The sequence below is a fragment of the Sciscionella marina DSM 45152 genome, from assembly GCF_000379465.1.
Taxonomy (GTDB): Bacteria; Actinomycetota; Actinomycetes; order Mycobacteriales; family Pseudonocardiaceae; genus Sciscionella; species Sciscionella marina.
This window is the reverse complement of sequence record NZ_KB905380.1, coordinates 1,112,887-1,139,571: the sequence shown is the minus strand read 5'-3', so window position 1 is coordinate 1,139,571 and position 26,685 is coordinate 1,112,887. Positions and strand designations below refer to the sequence as shown.

At 68.0% G+C, this 26,685-nt stretch carries 29 protein-coding genes and 2 pseudogenes; 22 read left to right on the top strand and 9 right to left on the bottom strand.

The annotated features are described in order from the left end of the window. Positions 1 to 59: 59 nt before the first annotated feature. The 3 genes and pseudogenes from A37U_RS42355 to A37U_RS54785 all read left to right on the top strand — a co-directional run. Positions 60 to 1,841 carry a PucR family transcriptional regulator gene (locus A37U_RS42355; RefSeq protein WP_020495626.1) on the top strand — a complete coding sequence of 594 codons (1,782 nt, stop codon included), beginning with the start codon at positions 60 to 62 and terminating at the stop codon, positions 1,839 to 1,841. Between the two features lie 166 nt (positions 1,842 to 2,007). Next, on the top strand, positions 2,008 to 2,724 hold the full coding sequence (locus A37U_RS54790; RefSeq protein ID WP_157182615.1) for a hypothetical protein: 717 nt from the start codon (positions 2,008 to 2,010) through the stop codon (positions 2,722 to 2,724). Then, positions 2,658 to 3,089, top strand: a pseudogene (locus A37U_RS54785) (IS1380 family transposase); the annotation flags it as partial. The gene A37U_RS54790 and the pseudogene A37U_RS54785, both read left to right, overlap by 67 nt. 21 nt (positions 3,090 to 3,110) lie before the next feature. Here A37U_RS54785 and A37U_RS42345 read toward each other — a convergent pair. Further along, positions 3,111 to 3,968, bottom strand: coding sequence for a LacI family DNA-binding transcriptional regulator (locus A37U_RS42345; protein WP_020495624.1), 858 nt, complete (start codon positions 3,966 to 3,968; stop codon positions 3,111 to 3,113). Between the two features lie 133 nt (positions 3,969 to 4,101). On the opposite strand from A37U_RS42345, the gene A37U_RS42340 reads away from it, so the two are divergent. The 9 genes from A37U_RS42340 (at position 4,102) to A37U_RS54780 (ending at position 12,953) form a co-directional block, all read left to right on the top strand. Then, a complete protein-coding gene (locus A37U_RS42340; protein WP_020495623.1) occupies positions 4,102 to 4,860 on the top strand; it encodes an IclR family transcriptional regulator in 759 nt (252 codons plus the stop codon). Between the two features lie 24 nt (positions 4,861 to 4,884). Next, complete coding sequence (locus tag A37U_RS0105530) at positions 4,885 to 6,225, top strand: MFS transporter (RefSeq protein ID WP_063712743.1); 1,341 nt, start codon at positions 4,885 to 4,887, stop codon at positions 6,223 to 6,225. Further along, positions 6,222 to 7,220, top strand: a complete 999-nt coding sequence (locus tag A37U_RS0105525) for an NAD-dependent epimerase/dehydratase family protein (RefSeq protein ID WP_020495621.1) — start codon at positions 6,222 to 6,224, stop codon at positions 7,218 to 7,220. The genes A37U_RS0105530 and A37U_RS0105525 overlap by 4 nt, the downstream gene beginning before the upstream one ends. A 17-nt stretch (positions 7,221 to 7,237) precedes the next feature. Continuing rightward, positions 7,238 to 8,581, top strand: a complete 1,344-nt coding sequence (locus tag A37U_RS0105520) for an aspartate aminotransferase family protein (RefSeq protein ID WP_020495620.1) — start codon at positions 7,238 to 7,240, stop codon at positions 8,579 to 8,581. Position 8,582: 1 nt separating this feature from the next. Further along, complete coding sequence (locus A37U_RS0105515) at positions 8,583 to 9,770, top strand: mandelate racemase/muconate lactonizing enzyme family protein (RefSeq protein ID WP_026196901.1); 1,188 nt, start codon at positions 8,583 to 8,585, stop codon at positions 9,768 to 9,770. Further along, positions 9,746 to 10,609, top strand: a complete 864-nt coding sequence (locus A37U_RS0105510; RefSeq protein WP_020495618.1) for an amidohydrolase family protein — start codon at positions 9,746 to 9,748, stop codon at positions 10,607 to 10,609. Before A37U_RS0105515 ends, A37U_RS0105510 begins: the two co-directional genes overlap by 25 nt. Positions 10,610 to 10,685: 76 nt before the next feature. Further along, positions 10,686 to 11,510 (top strand): SDR family NAD(P)-dependent oxidoreductase, encoded by an 825-nt coding sequence (locus A37U_RS0105505; RefSeq protein ID WP_020495617.1) that lies wholly within the window; start codon positions 10,686 to 10,688, stop codon positions 11,508 to 11,510. Continuing rightward, a complete protein-coding gene (locus A37U_RS0105500; protein WP_020495616.1) occupies positions 11,507 to 12,343 on the top strand; it encodes a fumarylacetoacetate hydrolase family protein in 837 nt (278 codons plus the stop codon). The genes A37U_RS0105505 and A37U_RS0105500 overlap by 4 nt, the downstream gene beginning before the upstream one ends. A 160-nt stretch (positions 12,344 to 12,503) precedes the next feature. Next, positions 12,504 to 12,953 carry an SDR family oxidoreductase gene (locus tag A37U_RS54780; protein WP_083933191.1) on the top strand — a complete coding sequence of 150 codons (450 nt, stop codon included), beginning with the start codon at positions 12,504 to 12,506 and terminating at the stop codon, positions 12,951 to 12,953. Here the strand turns inward: A37U_RS54780 and A37U_RS0105495 are convergent. Beyond that, positions 12,875 to 13,939 (bottom strand): aldo/keto reductase, encoded by a 1,065-nt coding sequence (locus tag A37U_RS0105495; protein ID WP_020495615.1) that lies wholly within the window; start codon positions 13,937 to 13,939, stop codon positions 12,875 to 12,877. The two genes, A37U_RS54780 and A37U_RS0105495, sit on opposite strands and share 79 nt — an antisense overlap. 118 nt (positions 13,940 to 14,057) lie before the next feature. Here A37U_RS0105495 and A37U_RS0105490 point away from each other — a divergent pair, with 118 nt between their 5' ends. Beyond that, positions 14,058 to 14,891, top strand: coding sequence for a helix-turn-helix transcriptional regulator (locus tag A37U_RS0105490; RefSeq protein ID WP_020495614.1), 834 nt, complete (start codon positions 14,058 to 14,060; stop codon positions 14,889 to 14,891). 8 nt (positions 14,892 to 14,899) lie between these two features. On the opposite strand, the gene A37U_RS0105485 is transcribed toward A37U_RS0105490, so the two are convergent. Then, positions 14,900 to 15,466 carry a TetR/AcrR family transcriptional regulator gene (locus A37U_RS0105485; RefSeq protein ID WP_020495613.1) on the bottom strand — a complete coding sequence of 189 codons (567 nt, stop codon included), beginning with the start codon at positions 15,464 to 15,466 and terminating at the stop codon, positions 14,900 to 14,902. A gap of 102 nt (positions 15,467 to 15,568) precedes the next feature. Here A37U_RS0105485 and A37U_RS0105480 point away from each other — a divergent pair, with 102 nt between their 5' ends. Further along, positions 15,569 to 16,492: an NmrA family NAD(P)-binding protein gene (locus A37U_RS0105480; RefSeq protein ID WP_020495612.1), complete on the top strand. Its 924-nt coding sequence runs from the start codon at positions 15,569 to 15,571 to the stop codon at positions 16,490 to 16,492. Between the two features lie 20 nt (positions 16,493 to 16,512). Here A37U_RS0105480 and A37U_RS0105475 read toward each other — a convergent pair whose 3' ends face one another. Then, complete coding sequence (locus tag A37U_RS0105475) at positions 16,513 to 16,878, bottom strand: winged helix-turn-helix transcriptional regulator (RefSeq protein WP_020495611.1); 366 nt, start codon at positions 16,876 to 16,878, stop codon at positions 16,513 to 16,515. Between the two features lie 83 nt (positions 16,879 to 16,961). On the opposite strand from A37U_RS0105475, the gene A37U_RS0105470 reads away from it, so the two are divergent. After that, a complete protein-coding gene (locus tag A37U_RS0105470; RefSeq protein ID WP_020495610.1) occupies positions 16,962 to 17,372 on the top strand; it encodes a RidA family protein in 411 nt (136 codons plus the stop codon). An 82-nt stretch (positions 17,373 to 17,454) separates the two neighbouring features. Here the strand turns inward: A37U_RS0105470 and A37U_RS42335 are convergent, their stop codons facing one another. From A37U_RS42335 to A37U_RS0105455, 3 genes are all read right to left on the bottom strand, one after another. Then, entirely contained in the window at positions 17,455 to 18,363 is a 909-nt protein-coding gene (locus A37U_RS42335) for a cutinase family protein (RefSeq protein ID WP_020495609.1), read from the bottom strand. A 120-nt stretch (positions 18,364 to 18,483) separates the two neighbouring features. Next, on the bottom strand, positions 18,484 to 19,221 hold the full coding sequence (locus A37U_RS42330; protein ID WP_051111544.1) for a hypothetical protein: 738 nt from the start codon (positions 19,219 to 19,221) through the stop codon (positions 18,484 to 18,486). 72 nt (positions 19,222 to 19,293) lie between these two features. Next, positions 19,294 to 19,782 carry an Lrp/AsnC family transcriptional regulator gene (locus A37U_RS0105455; protein WP_157182614.1) on the bottom strand — a complete coding sequence of 163 codons (489 nt, stop codon included), beginning with the start codon at positions 19,780 to 19,782 and terminating at the stop codon, positions 19,294 to 19,296. A gap of 62 nt (positions 19,783 to 19,844) precedes the next feature. Here A37U_RS0105455 and A37U_RS0105450 point away from each other — a divergent pair, with 62 nt between their 5' ends. Together A37U_RS0105450 and A37U_RS54340 are read left to right on the top strand one after the other, a co-directional pair. Further along, on the top strand, positions 19,845 to 20,840 hold the full coding sequence (locus tag A37U_RS0105450) for a TIGR03560 family F420-dependent LLM class oxidoreductase (protein WP_020495607.1): 996 nt from the start codon (positions 19,845 to 19,847) through the stop codon (positions 20,838 to 20,840). 235 nt (positions 20,841 to 21,075) lie between these two features. Further along, positions 21,076 to 21,432: pseudogene (locus A37U_RS54340) on the top strand (alpha/beta hydrolase fold domain-containing protein); the annotation flags it as partial. Positions 21,433 to 21,531: 99 nt separating this feature from the next. Here A37U_RS54340 and A37U_RS0105445 read toward each other — a convergent pair. Both A37U_RS0105445 and A37U_RS0105440 read right to left on the bottom strand, forming a co-directional pair. Then, positions 21,532 to 21,717, bottom strand: a complete 186-nt coding sequence (locus A37U_RS0105445; RefSeq protein ID WP_040586741.1) for a hypothetical protein — start codon at positions 21,715 to 21,717, stop codon at positions 21,532 to 21,534. Positions 21,718 to 21,753: 36 nt separating this feature from the next. Beyond that, positions 21,754 to 22,434: a TetR/AcrR family transcriptional regulator gene (locus tag A37U_RS0105440; protein WP_020495605.1), complete on the bottom strand. Its 681-nt coding sequence runs from the start codon at positions 22,432 to 22,434 to the stop codon at positions 21,754 to 21,756. A gap of 113 nt (positions 22,435 to 22,547) precedes the next feature. Between A37U_RS0105440 and A37U_RS0105435 the strand changes: the two genes are divergently transcribed. From A37U_RS0105435 to A37U_RS0105415, 5 genes are all read left to right on the top strand, one after another. Next, entirely contained in the window at positions 22,548 to 23,759 is a 1,212-nt protein-coding gene (locus A37U_RS0105435) for an oxygenase MpaB family protein (RefSeq protein ID WP_020495604.1), read from the top strand. A gap of 63 nt (positions 23,760 to 23,822) precedes the next feature. Continuing rightward, on the top strand, positions 23,823 to 23,969 hold the full coding sequence (locus A37U_RS49335) for an alpha/beta fold hydrolase (protein WP_020495603.1): 147 nt from the start codon (positions 23,823 to 23,825) through the stop codon (positions 23,967 to 23,969). Beyond that, positions 23,962 to 24,714, top strand: a complete 753-nt coding sequence (locus tag A37U_RS0105425; RefSeq protein ID WP_020495602.1) for a CoA transferase subunit A — start codon at positions 23,962 to 23,964, stop codon at positions 24,712 to 24,714. The genes A37U_RS49335 and A37U_RS0105425 overlap by 8 nt, the downstream gene beginning before the upstream one ends. Next, entirely contained in the window at positions 24,711 to 25,355 is a 645-nt protein-coding gene (locus tag A37U_RS0105420) for a 3-oxoacid CoA-transferase subunit B (protein ID WP_020495601.1), read from the top strand. The genes A37U_RS0105425 and A37U_RS0105420 overlap by 4 nt, the downstream gene beginning before the upstream one ends. Before the next feature lie 31 nt (positions 25,356 to 25,386). Beyond that, entirely contained in the window at positions 25,387 to 26,598 is a 1,212-nt protein-coding gene (locus tag A37U_RS0105415; protein ID WP_020495600.1) for an acetyl-CoA C-acetyltransferase, read from the top strand. The last annotated feature ends 87 nt before the right edge of the window (positions 26,599 to 26,685 follow it).

Sequence of the window (26,685 nt, the reverse complement as noted above, 5' to 3'; positions counted from 1 at the left end):
TCAACCCTGATGGCCGACACTGGACGAACTGCACCGACTCGTGAACCGGAAGTGGGCATATGGCACAGGAAACGACGGCCCGAACTCCGACGACCACCGATGAACCCGGCAGCGCACAGGATGAACGTCCCGAAAGTGAGCCCCTGACCGTAGCCGCACTGCTCGCCGAGCCCTTGCTCCGTAACACATTGGTCGCGGGCTCGGCCGGGGTGCATCAGCCGGTCCGCTGGTGCCTACCGCTCTCGGAGCTGTCCGGCACCACCGACCGCGAGGGCACCGTGGTGCATGCGCCGATGACGGACCTGCACGGCGACACCGGCGCAGCGAAGGTCCACACCGTCAAACGTCAGGGCGCAGTGGCGATCCTGGTACAGCTCGAGTCCCTCGACTCGGCACCGGGCGGCGAGCTCGGCACCGTGATCGCGGAAGCCCGCGAAGCAGCCGATGAGGCTGAACTGCCCTTGGCGATCATGGCCCCCAGCACCGATTACCGTACGGTCAGTCAACTCGTCGCGACCAAAGTACTCGCCCAATCGACGCACGTACTCGAATATCGTGACCACGTACACCGCGCACTCGGTGAAATACTCGCAAGAGGCGCCGGTGTGCGGGCACTGGCCTCCGGTATGGCACGCATGGCGAAAACTCCCGTATTGGTCCTCGATCTCGACGTTCGTCTGTTGGCATACGAAAGTGCCGCGGGCACGCAGAAACCACAGCCAGAACCGCTCATCGAGACACTCGCGGACTATCTCGGCCGGCTGACCGCACAGGCACCATCGGCGACACCATCGATCGAGCCATCCATGCTCGCGCCGATCGGAACAGCCGCCAGCACGGTGCTGATCGCCTCGCCGGTGACCTTCGGCGGCGAGATCACCGGCGTCGCGGCCGCGCTGGACACCGTCGACGCCGACCCACACGACCGTGCGCAGCGGCGGATCATCACCCATGAAGGCGCCGTGCTCATCGGATCGGAGCTGCTCCGGATCCGTTCGATCACCGAAGCCGAGGAACGCACCCGAGGCGATTTCATCGTCGACCTCGTGCATGGCCGGTTCGCCGACAGCCAGCAACTCCAGGCCAGGGCCCGATATCATGGGTTCGACGTCGATGCCAGCTACATCGTCGCCGTGGCAGAGCCGGACCCGCCGATCGCCGACCAGGCAAAGGCAGTCCGCCAGCTCAACACTGCCGCACGCGCCGTCGAACGTCACTTGTCCGAGACCGGGCTGCCCGTATTGACCACACAGATCGGCGGGAACCTCGTCGCGGTATGCCCCCTCCCGCAACGCGCAGACAACAAGACAGGGCGGGAAACGGCCAACGCCGTCCGCGAGTTGCTCAGCGAACGCCTGGGTTCCGATGCCAGAGTGGCCTTCGGCAGGAACGGCATTGGTGCGGCCGGGATCGCCGCCAGTTATCGCCAGGCACGAACCGCCCTCGCGCTCGGCCGTCGTATCGATGCGCCACCCGTCGCCGGGTACGATGATTTACGTGTCTTCGTCGCCATCGGCGAGCTGGCACGCTCCGAAAACGGCCACCGGTTCGCCGCGGAGCTGCTGACGCCGCTGCGGCATACGGATGGAAATACCTGCACACTGGAAAACGTCGTCCTTGCCTATATCGCCGAATCCGGCAACCTCAACGCCGCTGCACGGCGGCTCCAGTTACACCGCAATACGACGCTCTACAAGCTCAACCGGGTCAGCAGGGCACTGAACATGGATATCCGATCGGCGGACACCCAATTCATGATCTGGCTCGCTCATCACATCGACATCCTGCAGAAGGTCGACGAGACACTCGACGCCGAACTTGTTCCGCCACTCAATACCTGACGGAAGAGTCGGCGTAAGCCTCAATCCACCGATCCGATTGGGGGCGTGAGCGCGTCGTAAAGCGAGAATGCCCTTGTATTCTGGGAAGATTGGACTGTCGAAAGGAACAATCTGGCCCACAACCAAGGACACCTCGTAGAGGCAACCTTCTCGTATGCTGCCGGTGGTGTCAGCCACGTTCGACGAACCGAATCTCGTGTCTCCGGCCGGGCTCGTCCCGATCATGCAACTGGCGGAGAACGTCGACCTTACCGGGCTGGCCGACGAGTACCTTTCGGTGCACACGGACAAGGGCTCGCACGCTGGGGCGAAGGTCACCGCCCTGGTCGGGGGCATGCTCGCGGGGGCCGACTCGATCGACGACATGGCCCTGCTGCGGCACGGCGCGATGAAGAAGCTCTTTGATGGCTGCTATGCCCCGTCCACGCTCGGGTCGTTCCTGCGGTCCTTCACGTTTGGGCACGTGCGGCAGTTGGACGCGGTCGCCTCCCGCGTCCTGATCGGGTTGAACCAGCAGACACCGCTGCTGGCCGGACTGGACGAGCGAGCGATCGTCGACATCGACGACTCGATCATCGAGGTCCGCGGCCACAAGAAGCAGGGTGTGGGGTTCGGGTACTCCGGCGTCTGCAGCCTGAACTCGTTCATCGCCACCGTCTCCACCGGCCGGGTCGCACCGGTGATCATCGGTCAGCGGCTGCGTAAGGGCGCGGTTGGCTCCCCACGCGGCGCGAAGCGTCTGGTTGCCGACACACTGAAGACCGTGGCCAGGATGCGACCGGCTGACGCTGTCGGGAAGGTGCGGATTCGGCGTTCATGGGGCACCCCAACATTTCTGCTGTCCTCAAGGCCAGGGCGGACGTGTCGGTCACGGTCCGGTTGAACGCAGACGTCAAGCGCGCGATCGCCACCATCGGTGAGGACGCGTGGACTTCGATCGAGTATCCGCAAAGCCATCTGGGACGACGGGACCGGCAGGTGGATCTCGAAGGTGGAGGTCGCCGAAATCGGCTTTACCGCGTTTGCCGCTCAACGCAAGGCGACCGCGTGCCCGGTCGGCTCGTGCGCCGGATACCGGACGTCAACGCGGACAAGAAGAAGGCGGCCGGGCAGGGAACCCTGTTCGGTGTGTGGCGTTTCCACGCCTTCTTCACCACCGTGGCCCAGGATGAGTTCGACACGGTCGCAATGGACCAGCTGCACCGGCAGCACGCGATCATCGAGAACGTGCACGCGGACTTGAAGGACTCGGCCATCGCCCACCTGCCCTCAAACTCGTTTGCTGCTAACGGTGCCTGGCTGGTCCTCGCGGTCGATCACGGCGACATCCTCGGGAACGCGGTAGCTGCAGGCGATCACCGCGCGCACGGCGGCCAGGGCGAGCGGGTCGTTGAAGCAGAACAGGCCATCGACCCCGGCGGCGAGCAGCGGTTCCAGTACGCCGGTGAGATCGCCGTGTTCGTCGCTCGGCGGGTAAGCGACCAGATCGGGGTCGACGTGCTGCCCGGCCTTCCGTAGTGCGCGGCCGTAACCGTCCCTGCGCAGTTCCGCGACGACCGGGCTCACCGATTCGGGCGGGGGAGTGACCAGGCCGATCTTCCGGCACCCCTGGTCGAGCAGGTGCCCGGTCGCCGCGCGGGCGGCCGCGCGACTGTCCACGCCCACGCTGTCGGCGGCCTCGTGCAGTCGTTCGCCGAGCAGGACCAGCGGGGTGTGGTCCTTGCGGAGCGCGAGGTCGGCACTGGTCAGCTGCCAGGGGCAGAGAATGAGTCCGTCCACGAAATCGGCGTGGAACCCCTCGGTGAGCAGGCGCTCGCGTTCGGCGACCCCGTCGGTGCAGTCCACCAGCACGGTCAGCCCGCGCGACTGCGCCTCCTTCACCAGCAACTGGGCGAGCTTGGCGAAATACGCGTTCCGGATCGAGGGAACCCCGACCGCGATCATTCCCGAGCGGCCGCGGCGGAGATTGCGTGCCGACACGTTCGGCCGGTAGTCCAGCTCTCGGATCGCCGATTCGACCTTGGCCTTCGTGGCCGGCGAGATGAACCGGTAGCCGTTGACCACATTGGACACGGTCTTCACCGACACGCCCGCGAGCTCCGCGACATCCCGCAACCGACTGGCCACGACCTCATCCCCGATCAGCCGATCGACACCGCAGCCGACTGTACAGGGCCGCGGCGTTCGTGCTGAAGCTTGACGTGTCCGGAGAGAGGGACGTACTGTCCGAGAACAATATTTTGAAAGGATCTTTCAGTCAATGAAAGACTTGAGTGGTGTGCAGGCGGTGGACCGGGTCGCGGCGTTGTTGCGGGTCGTCTCGACGGCCGGTGGCACGCTTGCCGAGACCGCGCGGGCCACGGAGTTGAGTGAGGCGACGGCCTTGCGCTATCTGACCGCGCTCGAGCACTACAGCCTCGTCGAGCGTGATCCGGGGAGCCGCGCCTACCGGGTCGGGCCGGGACTGCTGGAGTTGGCGAACGGCTGGGCCGGTGGTGAGGACGTGCTGGCCGCGGCCGAACCGGGGATGCGCCGTCTGCTCGAGGAGTTCGGCGAGACCGTGAACCTGGGGGTGCGAGCGGGCGAGACGCTGATCGTGGTGCACGCGCTGGAGAGCCCACGCCCGATCCGCAAGGGAGCCTCGGTCGGGGAACGAGACCACTGGAACTGCACGGCATTGGGCAAGGCACTGCTGGCGGCCATGCCGGAAGCGGAGGCGAAGGCGCTGGCGAACAGCGCGATGAGCGAGCGGCTGACCGAGCGCACGCGGACGAGCTGGACCGCGCTGCTCGGCGATCTGCGTACCGCGCGGGATACCGGGTACGCGGTGGACGACGAGGAATCCTCGCTCGGCCTGCGCTGTATCGGGGCGGCGATCACCGACCGCTCGGGGGCGCCGAGGTACGCGATCTCGGTCAGTGGGCCGGGTGATCGGCTTCCGGTGGAACAGGACTCCGTCATCGGCGAACGGGTGGCCGCGGAGGCCGCCGCGGTGGCGGTGCGGCTCGGCGGTCGCTGAGCGCGCGAAGAAAGGGACAGTCCCATGGGAACGAGTAACGGCAGTGTGGCCGCGAAGCCCTCGATGGCGAAGGTCATGTGGGCGACGGTTCTGGGAAATGTGCTGCAGTGGTACGACTTCATCGTCTACGGACAGGCCGCCGCGCTGATCCTGAACCGGCTGTTCTTTCCGGATTTCTCCCCGATCGCCGGAACCCTGGCCGCGTTCGCGACGTATGCGGTCGGGTTCCTGGCCCGGCCGATCGGCGGCGTGGTGTTCGGCAATCTCGGCGACCGCAAGGGTCGTAAACCGGTCCTGATCATCACCCTCGTGCTGATGGGGTTGTCCACCTTCTGTATCGGTCTGCTGCCCACCTACGCGGCGGCGGGCTGGCTGGCCCCGGTGCTGTTGGTGCTGCTGCGCCTGGTCCAGGGCCTGGGCGCGGGTGCGGAATACGCGGGCGCGGTGGTGTTCTCCGTGGAACACGCGCCAGGGCGGCGCGGCTACTACGGCGGCTTGATCTCGGCCGCCAACTTCCTCGCCCTGTTCCTGGCGACCGGAGTGTTCACGCTGTTTTCCTGGTTGCCGCCCGAGGACCTGGCCTCCTGGGGCTGGCGTGTTCCGTTCCTGATCAGCATCGTGATCGTGGCCGCCAGCCTCTACATCCGGCTGCACATCAGCGAGACGCCCAAGTTCGAAGAGGTCCGCTCGACGAGCTCCGCGGCGCGGATGCCGCTGCTCGGGGTATTCCGGCACTATCGCAAGGAACTGCTGCTCGCCATCGGCGCCGGGTTCTTCCTGGAGGGCGGCGCCTATGTGTTCCAGGTGTTCGTGCTGTCCTATGTGGTCACCGAACTGCACCTGCCGAGAAGCGTGGCACTGGTGGGGTTGCTGCTCGCCGCGGTGGTCGGCATGTTCACCATGCCGTTCTTCGGTGCGCTTTCGGACCGGATCGGCAGGCGCAAGGTCTACCTCGGCGGGGCGCTGTTCTCGGCGGTGTTCGCCTTCCCGTTCTTCTGGCTGGTCGATACGGGCAATTCGGTGCTGATCTCGGTCGGCATGGTGATCGGTCTTTCCTTCGGCGCCGCGGCGATGTTCGGCACGCTGCCGGCCTTCTACTCGGAGATGTTCAGTACCCGGTTCCGGTACAGCGGCGTGGTGCTCGCCAGGGAACTGACCGGCGCGTTCGTCGGCGGGCCGACCCCGTTCATCGCTGCCGGTCTTGTCGCGCTCACCGGCGGCGCCTCCTGGCCGGTCGCGGTGTTCATGGTGGTGACCGCAGTGATCCCATTCTTCGCGGTCCTGTTCTCCCGGGAGACCGGGCACGAGGAGCTCGCCTCCGGACAACCGGTCCGGGAAATCGAGAAGCAAAGGGACGAAGTATGACGACACAGGGATCGCCGGTACTGGTGACCGGTGCGACCGGACGGGTCGGTTCCCGCTTGGTGGACACGCTGCTGGACCAGGGCAGGCCGGTGCGGGCCGTGGTACTGCCCGAGGATCCGGGACGTGCCGCGCTCCCCGAAGCGGTGGAGGCGATCGAGGGCAGCCTGACCGATCCTGCCGTGGTGGCCGAGGCCGTCGACGGGGTCGGTGCGGCCGTACACCTTGCGGCGACCATGGATTGGGGGCCGGGCGCGAACGATCGCCTGTTCGAGGCGAATGTGCGGGCCACGTATCTGCTGTTCGAGGCGTTGGCCGGGCGGGACAGTGCGATCGGGCGGGGCCGTGCGATCGAGCGGGTGGTGCTCGCCTCCAGCGACGAGGTGTATCCCGCGCTGCAGGTGGGGGAGCCCATCGCGGAGGAGCGCCCGCTTGCCCCGTACAGCTTCTACGGCCTGACCAAGGAGCTGGACGAACGCCTCGCCGCCTACTACCACCGCACCGGTCTCGCGGTGACCGTCGCCCGGTTCTCCCTTGTCGCCGCGGCGGAGGAGATCACCCATCCGGACGGCTGGTCAGGACGGCTGTTCTTCGGGTCCGGGCTGCGCACATTGCTCACCGGTCTCGGGCGCACCGAGGCGGTGGCCGCGCTGGACGCACAGGTTCCGGACCAGGAGAGCTGCCTCGTGCTGGCCAGGGACGAGCAGGACAGGCCGTATCGCTTCCAATTCTGCGATGTGCGCGATCTGGTGCACGGCCTCGACTGCCTGCTGCGCGAACCGGCCGTGGTCGGCGAGACCGTCAACCTCTCCGGTCCGACGGCCTTCGGCTACGACGAGGTGGTGCCGGAACTGGCCGAGCGGATCGGTGTCCGGTACCGGGAGATTCGGTTGCCCGGGCCGCGGTTCGACGTGGAGATCGAGACCGCCAAGGCCGTCCGGCTCGCCGGTTACCGCCCCCGATACGACGTGCGCACCATCATCGATCAACTGAACTGAAGCTGGAGTAACCAAGCATGCCAACGAATTCCGTTCCCGACCGCGCCAGCGCCGTGATTCCCGGCGGGGTCAATTCCGGACAGCGGCGTATCCCAGGGCTCACCGATCTGGTCATCGCGGCCTCGGAAGGCGCTCGGTTCACCGATCAGCACGGGCGTGGCTACACCGACTATCACGCCGCTTTCGGTCCGCCATTGCTCGGGCACAACGATCCGGACGTGTCCGCCGCGGTCGCCGAGGCGGCGCGCAGCATCGACCTGGCGGGTGTCGGCGTGACCGAGGCCGAGGTGGAACTCGCCGAAACGATCGCCGAGCTGGTGCCGAGCGTGGAGCAGTTGTTGCTGACCTCGACCGGGAGCGAGGCGACCTTCCACGCACTTCGGGTTTCCCGCGCGGTCACCGGTCGCCGGCTCGTGGTGAAGTTTCAGGGTTGCTATCACGGGTGGCACGATTCGGTGAGCCTGAACGTGATCTCCGCGCCGGAACGGATCGGTGCGCAGGATCCGATCTCCACCGGGATCCTTCCCGAGGTGCTGGACGCCACCCTGGTACTGCCGTTCAACGATTCCGGGGCGGTACGCCGGACCTTCGCCGAGTACGGCGACCGGATCGCCGCGGTGATCCTGGAACCGGTGCCGCACAACGTCGGCTGCCTGTTGCCCGCCGAGGAGTTCCTGCGCACCCTGCGCACCGAGACCGAACGGGCGGGCAGCGTGCTGATCTTCGATGAGGTGATCACCGGCTTCCGCCACGCCCTTGGGGGCTGGCAGTCGATCTGCGGAGTGACCCCGGATCTGACGACCATGGGCAAGGCGATGGCCAATGGGTACCCGATCGGCGCCCTCGGCGGGCGTCGCGAGCTGATGAGCCAGTTCAGCACGATTCCCGGTGCACCGGCGTTCTTCGCAGGTACCTACAACGGGCATCCGGCCATGGTGGCCGCGGCATTGGCCACGATTCGCAAACTGCGCACGGAACCGGTACACGAGCACGTGTTCCGGCTCGGCGGCGCCATCCGTTCCGGGCTCACCGAGGTCTTCGCCGAACTCGGGGTGCCCGCGATCGCGCACGGCTACGGCTCGGTGTTCGTCAACTATTTCCTGGACGGCCCCGCGCCGAGTACCTACACCGATCTGCTGCGCAACGACGTCGCGCTGTTCGTGGGTTATCGCAGGAAGCTGATCGAACGCGGGATCTTCGAGCTGCCGTTGAATCTCAAGCGCAGCCACGTTTCCTACGCGCACACCGACGCCGATGTGGACGAGCTGCTCAGCGCGACCCGGGACGCGGTGCGGGCGAGCCTCGGCTCGGATCGCTCGGCGGACCTGACGGGCACCTCGACGATGGGTGGTGCGCGCTGACATGCTGACGGTGAATCGGACCAGGACCGCGGGAGCGGCCGGGCGGATCAGCAAGGTCGAGACCCTGAGCCTGGGGACGGCATGGCGGGACTTCTCCTATGTCCGGGTGCACACCGATGCGGGGCTTTGCGGGGTCGGCGAGATCACCCACCCGTTCCGTGGCAGGGAAACCTGCGCGCTCGCGGAGTCCATGGGACAGCGGCACCTGCTCGGCGCGGATCCCTTCGACGTGGAGGAGATCTGGCTGCGCATGTATCAGGGCGACTATCTGCGCGGCGGGGATGTCGGCGGGATCGTCGTGTCCGGAGTGGACCAGGCGCTCTACGACCTGATGGGCAAGGCACTCGGGGTTCCCGCCTACCGGCTCACCGGTGGCGCCTGCCGGGACACGGTTCCCGTGTACGCGAACGGTTGGTACACCGGGGACCGGACCCCGGAAGGGTTCGCCGCCAAGGCACGGGAGACGGTGGACCGCGGTTACCGGGCGCTGAAATTCGACCCCTTCGGTGCCGGACTCGGATCGCTGTCCCGCGCCGAGCGGATCACCGCGCTCGACCTGGTGGCCGCGGTCCGCGAGGCGGTCGGACCCGAGGTGGAACTGTTCGTGGAAGGGCACGCCCGGTTCGACTTTCCGACCGCGGCGCGGCTGACCGCTGAGCTGGCCGAGTTCGACCCCGGCTGGTTCGAGGAACCATTGCCGTGGACGCACATCGAGCGTTACGCCGAACTGCGCGCGCGGGCCGCGATGCCGATCTCGGGCGGCGAACACTTCCACAACCGCAACGAATACAAGCAGCTGTTCGCGAGCAACGCGGTGGACATCGTGCAACCGGACCTCTCGATGGCAGGCGGGCCGACCGAGGTGCGCAAGATCGCCGCACTGGCCGAGATGCATGCCATGCAGGTGGCCCCGCACAATTCGAATTCCCCGCTGTGCACGACCGTTTCGGTGCATGCGGTGCTCGGTATCCCGAATTTCAAGATCCTGGAAACCTTCGACGGGCTGGTGGAGGACTACGTTTTCGACGCCGTCTCGGGTGTATTGCCCGTACGGGACGGGTTCGTCGGCCTGCCGGTCGCGCCCGGTCTCGGGGTGGAACTGGTGGACGAGGTGTTCGCCGAACATCCGCCGAGCCACCGGTTCTGGAACATGTTCGCCGAGGGATGGGAGAGGCGGGACCGCTCGTGATCGTGGACGTGCATTCGCACCTGTTCGGCTGTCCCGATCATGTGGGCGATCCGTTCCGCGCCGAGTCGGCACGGGCACATCAGGGCGAGGTCGACCTCACGGTGCGGTACGCGGAGTACGCCGCGAGCGCCCCGGAGGGAACCCGGACGATCGTGTTCGGCGGTAAGGCGCGGCGCAGCGGACTGTGGGTGGATGACACGGCGGTAGCCGAGTACGTCCGGGCGCATCCGCGGACGTTGATCGGTTACCTGTCGATCGACCCCACCCAAGCCGGCTGGTCCGATGAACTCCGGTACGGACACCGGGAACTCGGGTTGCGCGGGATCAAGCTCATGCCCATGTACGCCGGATTCGATCCCGCCGACCCGGCCTACGACGAGCTGTTCGGCTATGCCGAGCGACATGGCCTGCCGGTACTGGTGCACACCGGAACCACCTTCGTCTCGACCGCCCCGCTGGAGTGGGCGCGGCCGGTGCACCTGGACGCGGTCGCGATCCGGCACCCGGAGCTGCGGATGGTGCTCGCTCACCTCGGCCATCCCTACGAGGGCGAGTGCATCGCGGTGATCCGCAAGCACCGGCATGTGTACGCCGATATCTCGGCCCTGCACTACCGGCCCTTCCAACTGTGGCACTCGCTGCGGCTCGTCCAGGAGTACGGAGTGTGGGACAAGCTGCTGTTCGGTTCGGACTACCCGTTCACCACGGTGCACGACTCGATCGAGGGCTTGCGGCGGATCGCCGCGGTACCGGGCCTTCCCGGACTCGACCCGCTCGAAGCCGCCCGCGTCGAAGACGTGATCGGCCGGGATTCCCTTACCCTGCTGGGGTTGTCATGACTGTGCCTGCCCGATGCGGCCTTTCCGGTCCTCGGGCCGCAGGCGGCTCAACGATACCCGGAAAGGACCACCTCTCATGACCGAGGCGTTCTCCATGGAAGGCAGGACCGTACTGCTGACCGGTGCGGCCCGGGGGATCGGTGCCGCGCTCGCCGTCGGGCTGGCCAGGGCGGGCGCGCGGCTCTGCCTGGTGGACTCCGCCCCGCTGGAGGAAACCCGCGAGGCCGTCGGCGAACCGTGCCGCACCTATCGATTCGACCTCGCCGACACCGGGAGGATCGCCGGGTTCGTCGACCGGGTGCGCGCCGAAGCCGGGCCATTGCACGTGCTGGTCAACAATGCGGGCATCGCCAGGATGCAGCGATTCAACGAAATTACCCCGGAAAGCTGGCGCGCGGTGTTCGCGGTGAACACCGATGCCGCGTTCTTCACCGCGCAACGCGTGGCCGAGCACATGATCGCGGACGGAATCGAAGGCCGGATCGTGCAGATCTCCTCGAAGAACGCCGCGGTCGCCGAGGCCGGGCTCGCGCACTACAACGCCTCCAAGGCCGCGGTCGAACTGATCACGAAATCACTCGCCTGCGAGCTCGGCGTACACGGGATCACCTGTAACGCCGTGGCGCCCGGCATGATCGAGACCGGAATCGCCGAGGCTTTCCCCGGGGACCTCGAAGGGCTCTTCGCGGCCTGGCGGGAGCGGATCCCGCTGCGCCAGGAGTTCGGTACTCCGGAGGATCTGCTCGGCGCAGTACTGTTTCTCTCCGGTGCGGCCAGCCGCTACGTCACCGGAACCACCATCACCGTGGACGGCGGGGCACTCGCCGACCAGCTGCCCCGCTTGCGGTATCTGCCGCCCTATCGAGCCGGCCTGCCCGAGAAACCGCGAGGTGACCGATGAAATTCCTGCGCATCGGCCCACCAGGAGCCGAACGTCCCGTCGTGGCCATACGGGGCCGGTACTTCGACCTGCGGCCGATCACCGCCGAGGTGGACGCGAGGTTTCTGGCCGCGCTCGATGTCACCCGGATCGCCGAGACGGAGCTGCCCGAGATCGACATCCGCGGTGCACGGATCGGCGCGCCGATCGCCCGCCCGGGCGCGGTGGTCTGCATCGGCATGAACTACGCCGCGCACGCCGCCGAATCGGGTGCCACTCCGCCGAGCGAACCGGTCGTGTTCTACAAGGCGCCCAACACCGTCGTCGGCCCGGACGACGAAGTGCTGCTGCCGCGCGGATCGGCCAAGACCGACTGGGAAGTCGAACTCGGCGTGATCATCGGCCGCCGGGCCCGGTACCTGGAATCCCCGGAGCAGGCACTCGAACACGTCGCGGGATACGCCGTCTCCAATGATGTCTCCGAGCGCGCGTTTCAGCTCGAGATCAGCGGCGGACAGTGGTCCAAGGGCAAGAGCTGCGAGACCTTCAACCCGCTCGGGCCCTGGCTGGTGAGCGCCGACGAGATACCCGATCCACAGGCCCTGCGGCTGCGCTCGGCGGTGAACGGCCAGCCCAGGCAGGACTCCGGTACAGCCGACATGATCTTCTCCGTGGCCACCCTGATCCATCGGCTCAGCCAGGTCATGGTGCTCGAGCCCGGCGACCTGCTCAACACCGGAACCCCCGAAGGTGTCGCACTGTCCGGGCGGTTCCCGTACCTGACCGAAGGGGACGTGATGTCTTGCACCGTCGAGGGCCTCGGCACCCAGCAGCAGCGGTTGCGGTCGGCCTGACCGCGCTGTTGCTCTGGATGGGCCGTCGGGGGCGGCCGGTTCCCCGTGGTGGGCATGCGGCGCCGGTGCTCCGCGATCGCGAGCTCACCGGCACGGTCGATGTGGTCGGCACAGGCCCCGCGCGGCCACGGGATCGCGCCGGTTCGCGGCGTTCTCGGCGATGCGGCGCGGGCCGGCGGATGAGGGCGCTCGTGGCGGCACCTTCGGTCAGCCGGAGTGCCACATCGCCTACGAGGTCAGCAAAGTCGGCCTCATCGCGCTGAGCAGAACCCTCGGCGTCGAATGGGCAGCACGCGGCATCCGGGTGCACGCCGTCGCACCCGGATACACCGGCACGCAGCTCCTGCGTGCCGTCGGCTCGACGAATCCCGAGGTCCTCGACCAGTGGTGGAGAGCCCCCCGACAGCGCCTGCTCGCCCCGGGAGAGATCGCCTCCGTGGCGAGCTACCCGCCTCTCCGGAAGCATCCGCGATCACCGGCCGGGTCGTCCTCGCCGACCGGGGATACACCGCCTCCGCCTGAAACCGTCCGTCAGCGGCGGGTTTCGATCTTCAGTCCGCCTGCGGTCGCCGCGCGGAGGTGCTCGCCGGCGAGCACGTCGTGCGGGTAGCCGAGGTCGATCGCGCTGACCTCGTCGAGGCGGGTCAGCTGATCGGCGGTGAAGTCGACCTCGAGCGCGCCCAGGTTGCCCTGGAGTTGTCCGAGGGTGCGGGCGCCGATGATCGGTGCCGTCACGCCCGGGTTCTGCAGGGTCCAGGCGAGCCCCACCTGTGCGGGGGTGTGGCCCAGCTCGGCGGCGATTTCGCTGACGGTATCGGCGATGGCGAGGGTGCGTTCGGTGACCATGCCGAGGGCGGCGTTGAAGCTCTTCCGGTTGCTCTGCCCGGAATCGGTGTTCGGCGTGGTGAGATCGGCGCGGCTGTACTTGCCGGAAAGCACCCCGCCGCCCAGTGGTGAAAACGGGGTCACACCAAGGCCCATCGTCTGCGCCATCGGGATCAGGTCCCGTTCGCCACCCCGGTTGATGAGGCTGTACTCGATCTGCAGTGCGACCAGTGGTGACCAGCCGCGCAATTCGGCGATCGCCTGCATGCGCGAGATCTCCCAGGCGGGAACGTTGGACATCGCCACGTACAGGACCTTGCCCTGGCGGACCAGATCGTCCAGTCCGCGCAGGATCTCCTCGACCGGTGTCGTGAAGTCCCACACGTGCAGGTAGAGCAGGTCGAGGTAGTCGGTGTTCAGCTGCCGCAGGCTGGCTTCCACCGAGGCGAACAGGTTCTTGCGGTGTGCGCCACCGGAATTGGGATCACCCGGACGGCGTTGCGTGGTGTATTTCGTTGCCAGCACGAGACTTTCGCGGTTGTCCCGGGCGAATTCGCCCAGCAGGCGCTCGGCGCTGCCCTCGGTGTAGGTGCCGGCGGTGTCGATGAAGTTACCGCCGCCTTCGACGTAGGTGTCGAACAGCGTGCGCGCCTCGTCCCGCTCGGCGCCCCAGCCCCACTCGGTGCCGAAGGTCGCCGTGCCCAGTGCCAGCGGCGAGACCCGTAGTCCGGAGCGGCCCAGCAGCCGGTAGCTGTCGAGGGTGAGTGACATGGGATTCCTCCTGTTGCCCGTGACCATTGCCGACAGCGAGTCTGCGCTCATGACGAGGTGTCGGTCAGGGAGAGCATTTCCTGGGAACACCGGTCCTACCCGGACTGTTGCACCGGTCATGACGACCGCCACGGTGGACAAGACCCAGGAGCTCGCCGCGTTCCTGCGGACCCGGCGCGAGCGCCTCGATCCGCGGGAGCTGGGGCTGCCGACCCGCAGACAGACAAGGCGAACCCCGGGACTGCGCCGCGAGGAGGTCGCCGAACTGGCCGGGATCAGCATCGACTACGTCGTCCGGCTGGAACAGGCGCGCGGGCTGCGTCCCTCGGCGGAGGTCGTGGAGGCGCTGGCCGGGGCACTGCGCCTGACCCCGGATGAACGAGCCTATCTTTTCGGCCTGGCCCAGCAGCGTCCCCGCGACGCCGAGAAGCTCGTCACCACCGCGACACCGGCGCTGGCTCAGCTGGTCGCCGACCTGTCACCGCTCCCGGCCATGCTGCTGAACCACCGCTACGACATCCTGGCCTGGAACACCGAAACGTCGCGACTGCTGGTGGACCTGGAGACCTTGGCGCCATCCCAGCGCAATTCGATGTGGCTGTGTCTGATGCACCCGCAGGTACGCGAGTTCTACCTCGATCGCGAACGTGTGGTGCGGGAGGGGATCGCCCACCTGCGCGCCGCCTGGGCCGCGCATCCCGGCGATCAGGCGCTCAGCGACCTGATCGCGGAGTTCACCGCGGGCAACGAGGATTTCGCGCGCCTGTGGGCCGAGCGAGACGTCAAGGTCAAGGGCCGCGGGCGCAAGACGATGCGCCATCCCGAGGTCGGTGTGCTCACCGTGCAGTTCGAAACACTGCGGCCACTGCAGGATCCGGACCAGCTACTGGTGCTCTACCGCGCCGCGGACCGGGAGAGCCAGGCGGCACTGGACCGGTTGCGCGCCGGTTGAGAGCCGGTTCAGGTCCCTGGGCTCAGTCCGGCCACGGTCAGCCGGAACAGCCGGTCCGCCGCGGCGGCGGGCTCGGGGTGGTGTTCGGTGGCCAGTGCGATGCCGACGACCAGGGTGATCAGGTCGGCGAGGGTGACCCCGGTGGCCACCGCGCCGTCCCGCACGGCGCGGCGCAGCAAGGGGCTTCCCGCTTCTTCCAGTGCCGCCGCGCAACTGTTCCCGTGCACCGGATCGGTCCCGGTGTCGTCGTAGGCCAGCGCCGCCGCCAGTCCGCGGGCGGAGACCGAGTAGGCGACGACGTCCCCCAGCCATTCCAGGAGCGCGTCGCGGCTGTCGCCCTCGCCGGTCAGTTCATGGGCGCGGGTGCACAGTGCCTCGATCCGGTTCTCGGAGACCGCCTCCAGCAGCGCGCGGCGGGTGGGGAAGTGCCTGCGCACGGTCGCCGAGCCCACTCGCGCGGTGCGGGCGATCTGCTCCAGGGAGGCGCCGGCGCCTTGGGCGGCGACCTCTTCCTCGGCCACGGCCAGGATGTGCGCGTAGTTGCGCCGGGCATCGGCGCGCTGGCATTCGGGCACGGCGGCACCTCCGAGGTTGCTAAGTGGCGGGGCCCGCCATATTATAGCGGAGCAGAAACGGCGGGNCCCGCCGTTTAAGTGGAGGACCCGAGGAGTGCTGCTATGCCCGAAGATTCCGCACCCGTCCTGGTCACCGGTGCCACCGGCAAACAGGGCGGCGCCACCGCCCGTGCCTTGCTCGCGGCGGGCATTCCCGTCCGCGCCCTGGTGCGCGATCCGGGCACTGAACGGGCCAAGGCCGTCGAAGCGCTCGGCGCCGGACTGGTCACCGGCGATCTGCAGGACCGCGATTCGGTGCGCCGGGCCGCCGAGGGCGTTCGTGCCGTGTTCTCCGTGCAGATGCCCGAGATGAGCGCCGAGGGCATCGATTTCGACGGGGAGGTGACCCAGGGCGTCAACCTCATCGAGGCCGCGAGAGCCGCGCGCGTACCGCAGTTCGTGCACACCTCTGTCAGCGGCGCCGGTCAGCACACCGAAACGCCCGGCTGGGCCGAAGGGCGCTGGGCTTCGATGGAGCCCACCATGGGTGCCAAGACCGCGATCCAGGACCGGGTCCGCGCGGCCGGTTTCCCGCACTGGACACTGCTCAAACCGGGTTTCTTCATGGAGAACTTCCTCCCGTCCATGGCGTATCTGTTCCCACGCGGCCTGGCGGGCGGTCTGGTGAGCCTGCTGCGCCCGGAAACCCGGTTGTCCTTGGTCGCGGTGGACGACATCGGCCGGGCGGCCGCCGCGGCCGTTGCCGCGCCGGAGCGGTTCGATCGGGTCGAACTGGAACTGGCGAGCGACTATCTGTCGATGACCGAGATCGCCGAAGTTCTCTCGATCGCTCTGGGTACGCGGCTGTCCGCGCCGGACATGACCGAACCGGAAGCCGTCGCCGCCGGGATGCCGCCGATGGGCGCTTCACACGAGTGGCTGAACGTGGCCGGTCAGCCCGGCCGCCCGCAGTACGCCAGGGATTTGGGTATCCCGCTCACCAGCTTCGCGGACTGGGCGGGGAAGTCCCTGCGGCGCACCGCCTGAGATCCCGGGATTCGCCCTTTCTAGCCCTGTCCGCCGTCGAACCTCTCGCGTGCCGCCTCGATCGCGGGCAGCTGTGTCTCGGCCCATTCCAGCAGGACGTCGACGGGATGGCGCAACGTCTTGCCCAGCTTGGTGATCCGGTATTCGACGGCGACCGGCCGGGTGCTGACGACCATTCGCTCGATGATGCCGTTGCGCTCCAGCCTGCGCAGGGTTGCGGTGAGCGATTTCTGTGTCACCGCAGGGATGGCGCGTCGCAGATCGTTGAATCGGCACGGCCGTTCGCAGAGCGCGTTGAGCACCTGCAGGGACCACTTGTCGAGCACCTGGTCGAGCAGTTCGCGGTGCGGCGCGCTGATCGTGAGCTCGCTGGGTTCGGTTTCCACGGGGACACCTGGTCTCGTTGAAGTTCCCTGAGACTACCAGGTATCACTGAGATACCTGAATTTCCGCACCGAGGAGGGCTTCCGTGACCGTTCACCGCTTCACTCCCGAAGGCATGCTCGCGTCCACGCCGTACCACCACGTGGCCGTCGCGACCGGCAGTCGACAGGTGCACGTCAGCGGCCAGATCGCCCGGCTCGCCGACGGTTCCCCCGTCGCGCCAGGGGACCTGGCCGGACAGGTCGGCCAGGCGTTGCGCAACACCGCGCGCGGACTCGAGGGTGCTGGTGCCGGCTTCGATGACGTGGTGCGGCTGACGTTCTATGTCACGAAGTGGGCGCCGGAGAAGATCACCGAGTTCCTGACAGGCGTGGAACGGGTCGCCGCGGAGACCGGCCTGCCGCAGCCGATGCCACCGGCCTCGCTGATCGGGGTCGAGTACCTGTTCGAGCCCGATGTGCTGGTGGAGGTCGAAGCGACGGCGGTGCTCGAGTGACGGTCCGGCCGCGCCCCGGCAGGCCACGCATGAGTGCGGGGCCACTGATCGTGGCCCCGCACCGGATCCTGTGTGCCTGGTGTCAGGCCATGCCGAGGAACGGCACCTCGTCCAGCTTCTTCTTGGCCTCCGGGGAGAGCACGGTGCCGAGCCGGTCGCGCAACTGCTGGATCGCGGCCTGGCCCTGGGTTCCCGGGATCTTGCCGTTGAACAGCTCCCACGGGGTGGGGATCCGTACCGGCAGGGGCGGGCCGTACTGGATCACCGGTGCCTGCGCTCGCACGGTGTCGAAGTTGCCGCGGTCGGCGACTGGGTCGGGCTGCGGGTAGTTGTGCGCGCCCGCGGCGACCGCGCCCTGGACGCCGTTCGCGAACTGCAGGAAGTTGGTGAACGGATTGGCGGAAAGGCAGGCGCCGTCGTTCTGGTTGCAGATCTCGTGGACCGGGATTCCGGCGAATCCGCGCGGGCCGTTCATCGTGATGCCGTTGATCGGTGTCGGGATATTGCCTTCGATTCCACCGGGTGTTCCGTTCGGGCCGACCCGTCGCGGATCGGCGTAGAGCACGCCGTCGACCTGATTCTTCGGGATTTTGTTCTCCACGCCGATGTCGTGCAGCGTGTCCCCGGCGACCCGGGCACCCATCGAGTACCCGGTGATCAGGATGTGCGAACCGCCGCAGCGCCCGTGGAAGTCGTGCACGTCCCGGCTGAGGTTCCCGATTCCCCCGGCGATCGAGTCGTCATAGCTCTTGAGTCCGGTGACCGGAAAGAACTCCGCCGAATAGTGCACCCGGTGCAGCGCGAATCCGGCGGGCAGCGGGATGTCCTTGTAGAAAGCGGCATCCGGATCCGCGCGGCCGCCGACCCCGAAGACCATGGTTCCCGGACACCCGTCGGCGATACGGGTTTCGGCGTTCGCCGTCATCACCACGGTACCGGCCGAGACGACGGCCACGGCGGCCGCGATGGCCGCTTTGATCCGAATTCTCATCGACTACGCACCTTTCATTGGCAGAGAGGAACAATTCGTGGTGGAATTGCGGCGCGGGACGCGATACGACGACAAGCTACGTCCGGGGGTACGTTCCGCAAAGGCTCTGCCACATTTGTGTCAAACACGGACGAACCGGTGCGTGGTCAGATCCATCCGCGGCGCGCGGCCTGCTGTCCGGCCTGGAAGCGGGTGCTCGCCCCGAGGCGGCGCATCAGTGCCCCGATCCCGCCGGGCGATGGTGCTGCGCGAGACCCCGAGCCGGTCGGCGATGACGCCATCGGTCGCCCCCGCGGACATCAGGGTGAGGATGCGGTGGTCGGCCTCGTCGAGCTCGGTGGCACAGCCCTGCCCGGACACCGGGACGCTCAGCGACCAGAACGCCTCGAAGGTGGCGCTCAGCATGGCGAGAAACGGTGAGGGCTCGACGTACAGGGCGACCGTCAGACCCTTGTCCTGGACGAGCAGCGGCATGATCGCACAGTTCTCGTCGCTGAGCAGCAGCATCATCGGCGGGGTGTCGAGGATCCTGCCGAGCTCACCGAGTTCGGCGGTCTCCAGGAGGTGTTTGCCGACGAACGGGTCCGCGTACACCGAGCTGTGGTAGATCGTCCGGTAGCGCACCCCGGCGAGCAGTCTGGCGGTCTTCGTCTTGTGCTGGCGCAGCCGATAGCCCCGGTCCCCGATATAGGGCGGCCGGTTGACCGCCCGGACCTGCTCGGCCGCCCGGTGCTGGGCCCACTGGATCCGTTCGAGCAGCACCGGCAGCGAATCGATGATCCGGATCCCGGCGGTGTCCCTGGCGAGCCCCGGCAGTGTCCCGTCCGTGGGGGCACCGCGCGAACAACGTGTCTCCACAGGCGGAGCGTATTGCCCCGTGGACCGGAGAACGCGTGGAAAAGGGCGCGGGATTGCCGGAACCTGCAAGCGCTATACCGGCAGCGGGCGGGGCGGAACCGGGCTGGACACCACGATCGAGGTGGTGGTCTGCCCGTGCACCAGGAAGCCGTCCAGCACCTCCTCGAGCAGTTCCACCGTCGCGGCGTGCACCTTGAGCAGGAAGCAGTCCTCGCCGGTGATCCGGTGGCATTCGCTGACCTGTGGCGAGTCGGTGGCGAGCGCGGCGACCTTGGCCAATTGCCCGGCCGCGGGCCGTACCCGGACGAAGGCGGTGACGGGCAGGCCGAGCGCGGCGGGATCGACCGCCATCCGGTAGCCGTCGATGACCCCGGCCCGTTCCAGGCGCTGCACGCGTTCGGTGACCGCGGGCGCGCTCATCCCGACCCGGCGGGCCAGCGCGGACATGCCGATGCGCGGATCGCCGTGCAGCTCGGTCAGCAGCCGCACGTTGACCTCGTCGAGATGCTCACTTCGAGGTCCATAGGTGAACTGGCGTTTCTGCCTTTGTTTAGCAACCAAGTTGATCCCGTTACCTTCGACTGTCTCTTTCTTGAACCCGTTGTACCTTGAACGATAGCGGTATGACAAAACGGTTCGGTATTTTCGCCCCGCAGGGCTGGCGGCTCGACCTCACCGAGATCGCCGATCCGGTCGAGCAGTACGAGGCCATGACCGCGGTCGCGCAGGCCGCCGACCGCGGTCCCTGGGACTCGGTCTGGCTCTTCGACCACATGCACACCGTGCCCGAGGTGACCCGCGAATCCACCTTCGAAGCCTGGATCAGCACCGCGGGCCTGCTGCGCGACACCCGGCGGGTTCGGGTGGGGCAGATGGTGACCTGCAACGGATACCGGGCTCCGGCCTTGCTGGCGAAGATGGCCTCCACCGCGCACGTCGCCGGTGGTGGCCGGCTCTATACCGGGCTGGGCGCGGGCTGGTACGAGCAGGAGTGGACCGCCTACGGCTATCCCTGGCGGGAAACTCGGGAACGGATGGCGGCCTTCGCCGAGTCCGTGGAACTGGTGCACCGCCTCTTCCGGGAGGACAAGGTGGCCTTCCGCGGTGCGCACTACCAGGTCGAAAACCCGGTCAACGAACCGAAAAGCGCCGATGGAAGCCCGGTTCCGCTGTGGATCGGCGGCGCGGGCGAACAGGTCACGCTGCGCCTGGTCGCCCGCTACGCCGACGCGTGCAATCTGGGCCGCGGCAAGCCCGAGGTGATCCGGCAGAAGCTCGAGGTCCTCCGGCGCCACTGTGACCGGATCGGCCGCGACTTCGGCACGATCACCAAATCCACCTCGATCAGCGCGTTCCCGATCGCCGGGGGCGCCGATCCGGAGCGCGCCACGCGCAAGGCTCGCGGACGCTGGGATGTCGATGAGTTCCACACCAATGCCATCGCGGGCAGTCCGCCGGACACCCCGTTCCTGATCGGTTCGAGCGCGGAGATCACCGAGTGGATCGGCGCCCTGTTCGAGGCCGGGATCGACTATCTCGTGGTCTACATCCCGGGCGTGGCCTACGATCACGAGCCGCTGCACCGGTTCGCCGAGGAGATCATTCCGCAAGCCTGGTGACCACGGTACGCACCTGCTCAGGCCGTTCCCACGGGGTCGACGGTCCCGCTGCGCGTCTATCGCCCCGGCGGCGGCGTCGTCACCTACGGATCCCCGAGGCCGCGCAGGAGCGTTCGCTGCGGTACGCCACGGACGCGGAGACCGTTGTCGTCTCCGTCGGCTACCGCTTCGCACCCGGTCACCTTTCCGTCCGCGGCCGACGACGCCTACAACGCCCTGGTCTGGATCGCCGACAGTGCCGTGCAACTCGGTGCCGCCACCGTGCTGCGCGCCCGCGATCTCGGTGGCCCGAAGGTGCTCTTCGAATCGCCGAGCTGTCCCGGCGTGGACACCAGCGTCCCGAGCGCCTCGGCGCGGGAGAGGACCGGTCCTCGACCGGGGTGCGCCGGAGCCGGCCATGCACTACTACGCCGAAGGGAAGCACGGCGAGCCGTACGCCGTACCGATCCGCGCGGCCGATCTCGGCGGGCTGCCGCCCACCTGTGTCGCGGTGGCCGAGGCCGACCCGCTGCGTGACGAAGGCCGGGACTACGCCGAGCGGCTCAGTGCGGCCCGGAGCAGCACCGAGCTGGTCCAGGTCGCGGGTGCGGTGCACGGCTTCGCCCTGCTGTTCCGAAGGCCCGGATCAGCGAGCGCAACCTGGCGGACCAGATGCGGGCCCTGCGCGAGGCCCTGCACCCGTAGCGGGCGGTCAGCGGGAGCGGCGCCCCACCGCCCGGCCGATGAAATAGCCGATGATCACCCCGGCCACCAGGCCGATCAGGATCAGGATGACCACGAGCCAGGCGGCGATCTTGCCGATCGTGCCGACGACACCCTTGGCCTCGAGATCGGCGGCGACCAGCACGGCACGGTTGGCGAGCAGGAGCGTGTTCATGGCTGCCAGCATGCCATGCCGCTGTCCTTCGCGCGGTCAGGTTCGCTCCGGGACCGATTCGAGCATGGGGACCAGGAATCGCCGCGCCAGATCGGCGAGCTGGGCTTCGTCGTCGAGGTCGACGGTGTGACTGGGGGTGGACAGGAACGAGGTGGCGATCCGGACCATCATCTCCGCGATGAGATCGACATCCAGCTCGGCGCGGATGTGCCCGGCCTGTTGCTCCCGGCGCAGCTGTCCGGCGGTGAACTGACTGACCGCAGCGAGGGTCCGCCCACTGTCGTTGATCATCGAGGGCATGATCCGGTCCGGTTCCGTGGCGATCAGCCCGCCGATCAACGGGTTCCGCCGGAAAGCGCGCAGTGAGCTGACGAAGCCGAGTACCACGCGGTCGGCCACGGTGGCCGCTTCCCGGATGTCGAGCAGGAACTGGTCGAAGTATCGGCGGAACTCCCGGCGCACCACCTGTTCGACGAGGGTCTGTTTGGTGGCGAACCGCCGGTAGGCGGTGATCCGGGACAGGCCCGCCTGCCTGGCCACGTCCTCCATCGTGCACCGCCGGATGCCCAGGCGAGAGAACAGCGTGCGGGCCGCGTCCAGCAGCCGGATGCTGACCTCGTCCGCATCGGCGGCCTGGCCAAGGGCTTCGGTATAGGCGCGATCGAGTATCGACTCCGAGTCCGCGGAATTCAGCAACGCGGACAACGCGGAATGCACGGTTTCCCTCCCGGTGTGGACGTTTCCGAAGCTTCCCGGTTATGGGTGATACACAGAAGCATATTGCGTTTCATAGTATCAGGATCTGCCGCCATGGTGAAGGGAACGGATTCATGGACGAATTCAGCAGACGGAACATGCTGCGGGTCGGCGGAGCTTTCGGGGCGATGGGCGCACTGGCCGCGGCGTCCCCGGCGCGGGCCCGGACGGTGTGGGACCGGTCGCCGCAGGGCTCGGCCGCGGCAGCCGATCCGGAAGGGGTCTGGGATCCTGAGGCCGACCCGCTGCTGGCCGATCTGCTCGAGCACGGCGAGGTGCCCAGGGTGAACGAGCTGATTCGCACCTGGACGAGAAACGGCCAGCCGCTGCCGAAGGGATTGCCCGCGCAGCTACGGGATTTCCTCGAACGGGCGCGGGAACTCCCATCGTGGGCCGATCGGCGCAAACTGTCCGCCGCCGCGGAGTTCAACCGGAAACAGGGTGACCTGCTCGGCGTCGTCTACGGGTTCGCCAGCGGCATGATCAGCACGGTGATTCCGCACGAGGCGCGCGCGGTCTACTATTCCAAGGGTGGCGCGGAACTCGAGGTGCGCATCGCCAAGACCGCGCGGCTCGGCTACGACGTCAGTCAGGGCAACGCTTTCGAGCCCGAAGGCGGGCTGATCGTCAGCTGCGTGAAGACCCGGCTGGTGCATGCGGCGGTCCGTCATCTGCTGCCGCGGTCCCCGCACTGGAAACAACACAGCGATCAGCGAATCCCGATCAGCCAACGGGATCTGCTGGTCACCTGGCACAGCCTGCCGACGACCATCATGCGGAAACTGACCGAATGGAAAGTGTCCATTCCGGGCACCGAATCGCAGGGGTACCTGCATTCCTGGCAGCTGACCGGGCATCTGCTCGGCATCCTGGACGAACACCTCCCGACAAGCTGGGACCAGGCCGACGCCCAGGCGAAGCGGATACTCGACCCGTTGCTCGCGCCCACCTCGGAGGGCACCGATCTGGCGCACCGCCTGCTCCGGCTCGGCGCCGATATCGACGGTGGCGTGCTCACCGAACCGGTCCTCGGATCGCTGACCCGGTACGTGCTTGGCGAACGGATCGCGGACTGGCTGCGGATCGACCGGCAACCGTTCTGGGACGGGGTGTTCGACACTTTCTGGGAACCGTTCGTCGCGTTCCAGCAAGGTGTCGAACAATTCCCCGGCGCTGCCTGGCTCACCGAATTCTTCACCGAACTGATCCGCAAGGCGGCCCTGTTCTATCTCGGTGAGGGAAAGCCGATCGTCATCGACATCCCGCAGCACAACCGGCCCGGATGAGTCGCGCTACACCACGGGGTTTTCGCCCTGGCCGGGGCCGAGGATCCCGCGACCCCGCCGGAGATGCTGCGCGAGATCGCGGGCACGGTGCCGGACGGGCGGCTGATCGTCGTGCCGGGGACCGCGCATCTGCTCAACGCCGAGGATCCGGATTCGGTGAACGCCGCACTGGGCAAGCACCTCGAGAACTGTGCGGTGCCGCGTGGATAAGGCGTTCGCGAGCGCGGCCGAGGTGGTCGCCGACATCCCGGACGGGGCGAGCATGGCGGTCGGCGGGTTCGGTATGTGCGGGGTGCCGGGCGTGTTGATCGCCGCGCTGCTCGACCAGGGCGCCCGGGAACTGGAGACGATCAGCAACAACCTCGGCGTCGACGGTTTCGGGCTCGGCACCCTGCTGGCCGCCGGGCGGATCCGGCGCACCATCGGCTCCTACATCGGCAACAACAAGGAGTTCACCCGCCAGTATCTGGCCGGGGAACTCGAGGTCGAGCTGACCCCGCAGGGCACGCTCGCCGAGCGGTTGCGCGCCGGGGGAGTCGGCATCCCCGCCTTCTACACCCCGGCCGGGGTGGGCACCCTGGTCGCCGAGGGCGGACTGCCGTGGCGCTACGCCGCCGACGGATCGGTCGCCCTTGCCTCACCGGCGCGCGAGGTCCGCGAGTTCGACGGCACCCAGTACCTGCTGGAGCGGGCGCTGCGCCCGGACTACGCCCTGGTGCACGCCTGGAAAGCCGACCGGCACGGCAACCTCGTCTACCGGCACGCCGCGCGCAACTTCAACCCCGACTGCGCCGCCGCGGCCCGGATCACCATCGCCGAGGTGGAACACCTTGTCGCACCGGGGGAGCTCGATCCGGACTCGATCCACACCCCAGGCATCCACGTGCAGCGCCTCGTGCACGTCCCCGATGTGGAGAAACCGATCGAATTCCGCACTACACGGGAGGAATCGTGACTTTGACGCGCGATCAGCTCGCCGCCCGGGTTGCCGCGGAACTCCCGGACGGGAGCTATGTCAACCTCGGTATCGGCCTGCCGACCCGGGTTCCCGCGCACATTCCGGCCGGGCGCACCGTGATCATCCACTCGGAGAACGGGATTCTCGGTGTCGGCGGATATCCGGGCGAGGACGCGGTGGACCCCGACCTGATCAACGCGGGCAAGGAGACGGTGACCGTGCGTCCCGGCGCCGCCTACTTCGCCTCCTCGGTCAGCTTCGGCATGATCCGCGGTGGCCACGTGGATGTGGCGGTCCTCGGCGCCATGCAGGTCAGCGCGGGTGGAGACCTGGCCAACTGGGCCGTTCCGGGCAGGATGGTCAAGGGCGTCGGCGGTGCCATGGACCTCGCGCACGGTGCCCGGTGGGTGATCGCCATGACCGAACACCGCACCAAGGACGGGGCGCCGAAAATCGTGCAGCGCTGCGATCTTCCGCTCACCGGGCGGGGCTGTGTGGACCGCATCATCACCGATCTCGCCGTGCTGGATGTGACCGCGCACGGGCTCGAGGTGATTGAATGCGCACCGGGGGTTGACCGGGCCCAGCTCGAGGCGGCAACGGCGGCCCCCGTGCGGTTCCGCACGAACGGGGACTGACTGCGCGACCGAGGACTGACAAGGAGAACCGATGCCCGATGCCGTGATCTGCGAGCCACTGCGTACCCCGGTCGGGGCGTTCGGCGGCGGCCTGCGCGAGGTACCCGTCCAGGAGCTGGGCGCGACCGTGCTGCGCGAACTCGTCGCCCGCACCGGAATCGCGGCCGAACACATCGACGACGTGATCTTCGGGCATTGCTATCCGAGCATGGACGCCCCGGCCATCGGGCGGGTGGCCGCGCTGGATGCGGGACTGGCGGTCACCGTGCCCGGTGTGCAGGTGGACCGCCGCTGCGGTTCCGGTCTGCAGGCCGTGCTCTACGCGGCCATGGCGGTGCAGACCGGCGGTGCCTCGCTGGTGCTCGCCGGGGGCGCGGAAAGCATGTCCCGTGCCGCGCACTACTCGCACCAGATCCGCTGGGGAGTCAAGGGCGGGGGAGTGCAGTTCGCGGACGCGCTCGCCGAGGGCCGGGTCACCGCAGGCGGACAGCATCACCCGGTTCCCGGCGGGATGCTCGAGACCGCGGAGAATCTGCGCCGCGAGTACGGGATCGACAGGGAGGCACAGGACCGCCTCGCCGTGCGCTCGCACACCCTGGCCGCCGAAGCACAGCAGCAGGGCCGGTTCGCCGGGGAAATCGTGCCCGTCACCGTGCGGACCAGGAAAAGCGAGACCATCGTGGACGCCGATGAACACATTCGCCCCGGCACCACCCTCGACACCCTGTCCGCGCTGCGTCCCGTCCTCGGCCGCCAGGACCCGGAGGCCACCGTCACCGCGGGCAATGCCAGCGGACAGAACGACGGGGCCGCCGCCTGCATCGTGACGAGCCCGGAACAGGCCGAGCGGCTGGGACTGCGGCCGCTGGCCCGGCTCGTCTCCTGGGGCCTTGCCGGGGTACCGCCGAAGACCATGGGAATCGGACCGGTCCCCGCGACCGAGGCCGCGCTGCAGCGCGCCGGGCTGCGGCTCGGGGACATCGACATCCTCGAACTCAACGAGGCCTTCGCCGCCCAGGCGCTCGCCGTCACCCGGGAATGGCGCATCGACCCGGAAACCGATCCACGGTTCAACCCCAACGGTTCCGGGATCTCGCTCGGGCACCCCGTCGGGGCCACCGGGGGCCGCATCCTCGCCACTCTCGTGCACGAACTGCACCGCAGGGAAGCGCGCTATGGCCTGGAAACCATGTGCATCGGCGGGGGCCAGGGACTCGCCGCCGTCTTCGAACGGCTCGCCTGAACCGGCCCACCGGAAGCCGCTCACCGCACCGGGCGCACCCGCGCCATGGCCACGGTCGGTCCTCGCGCCTGATCCGCGGGGAAGGAG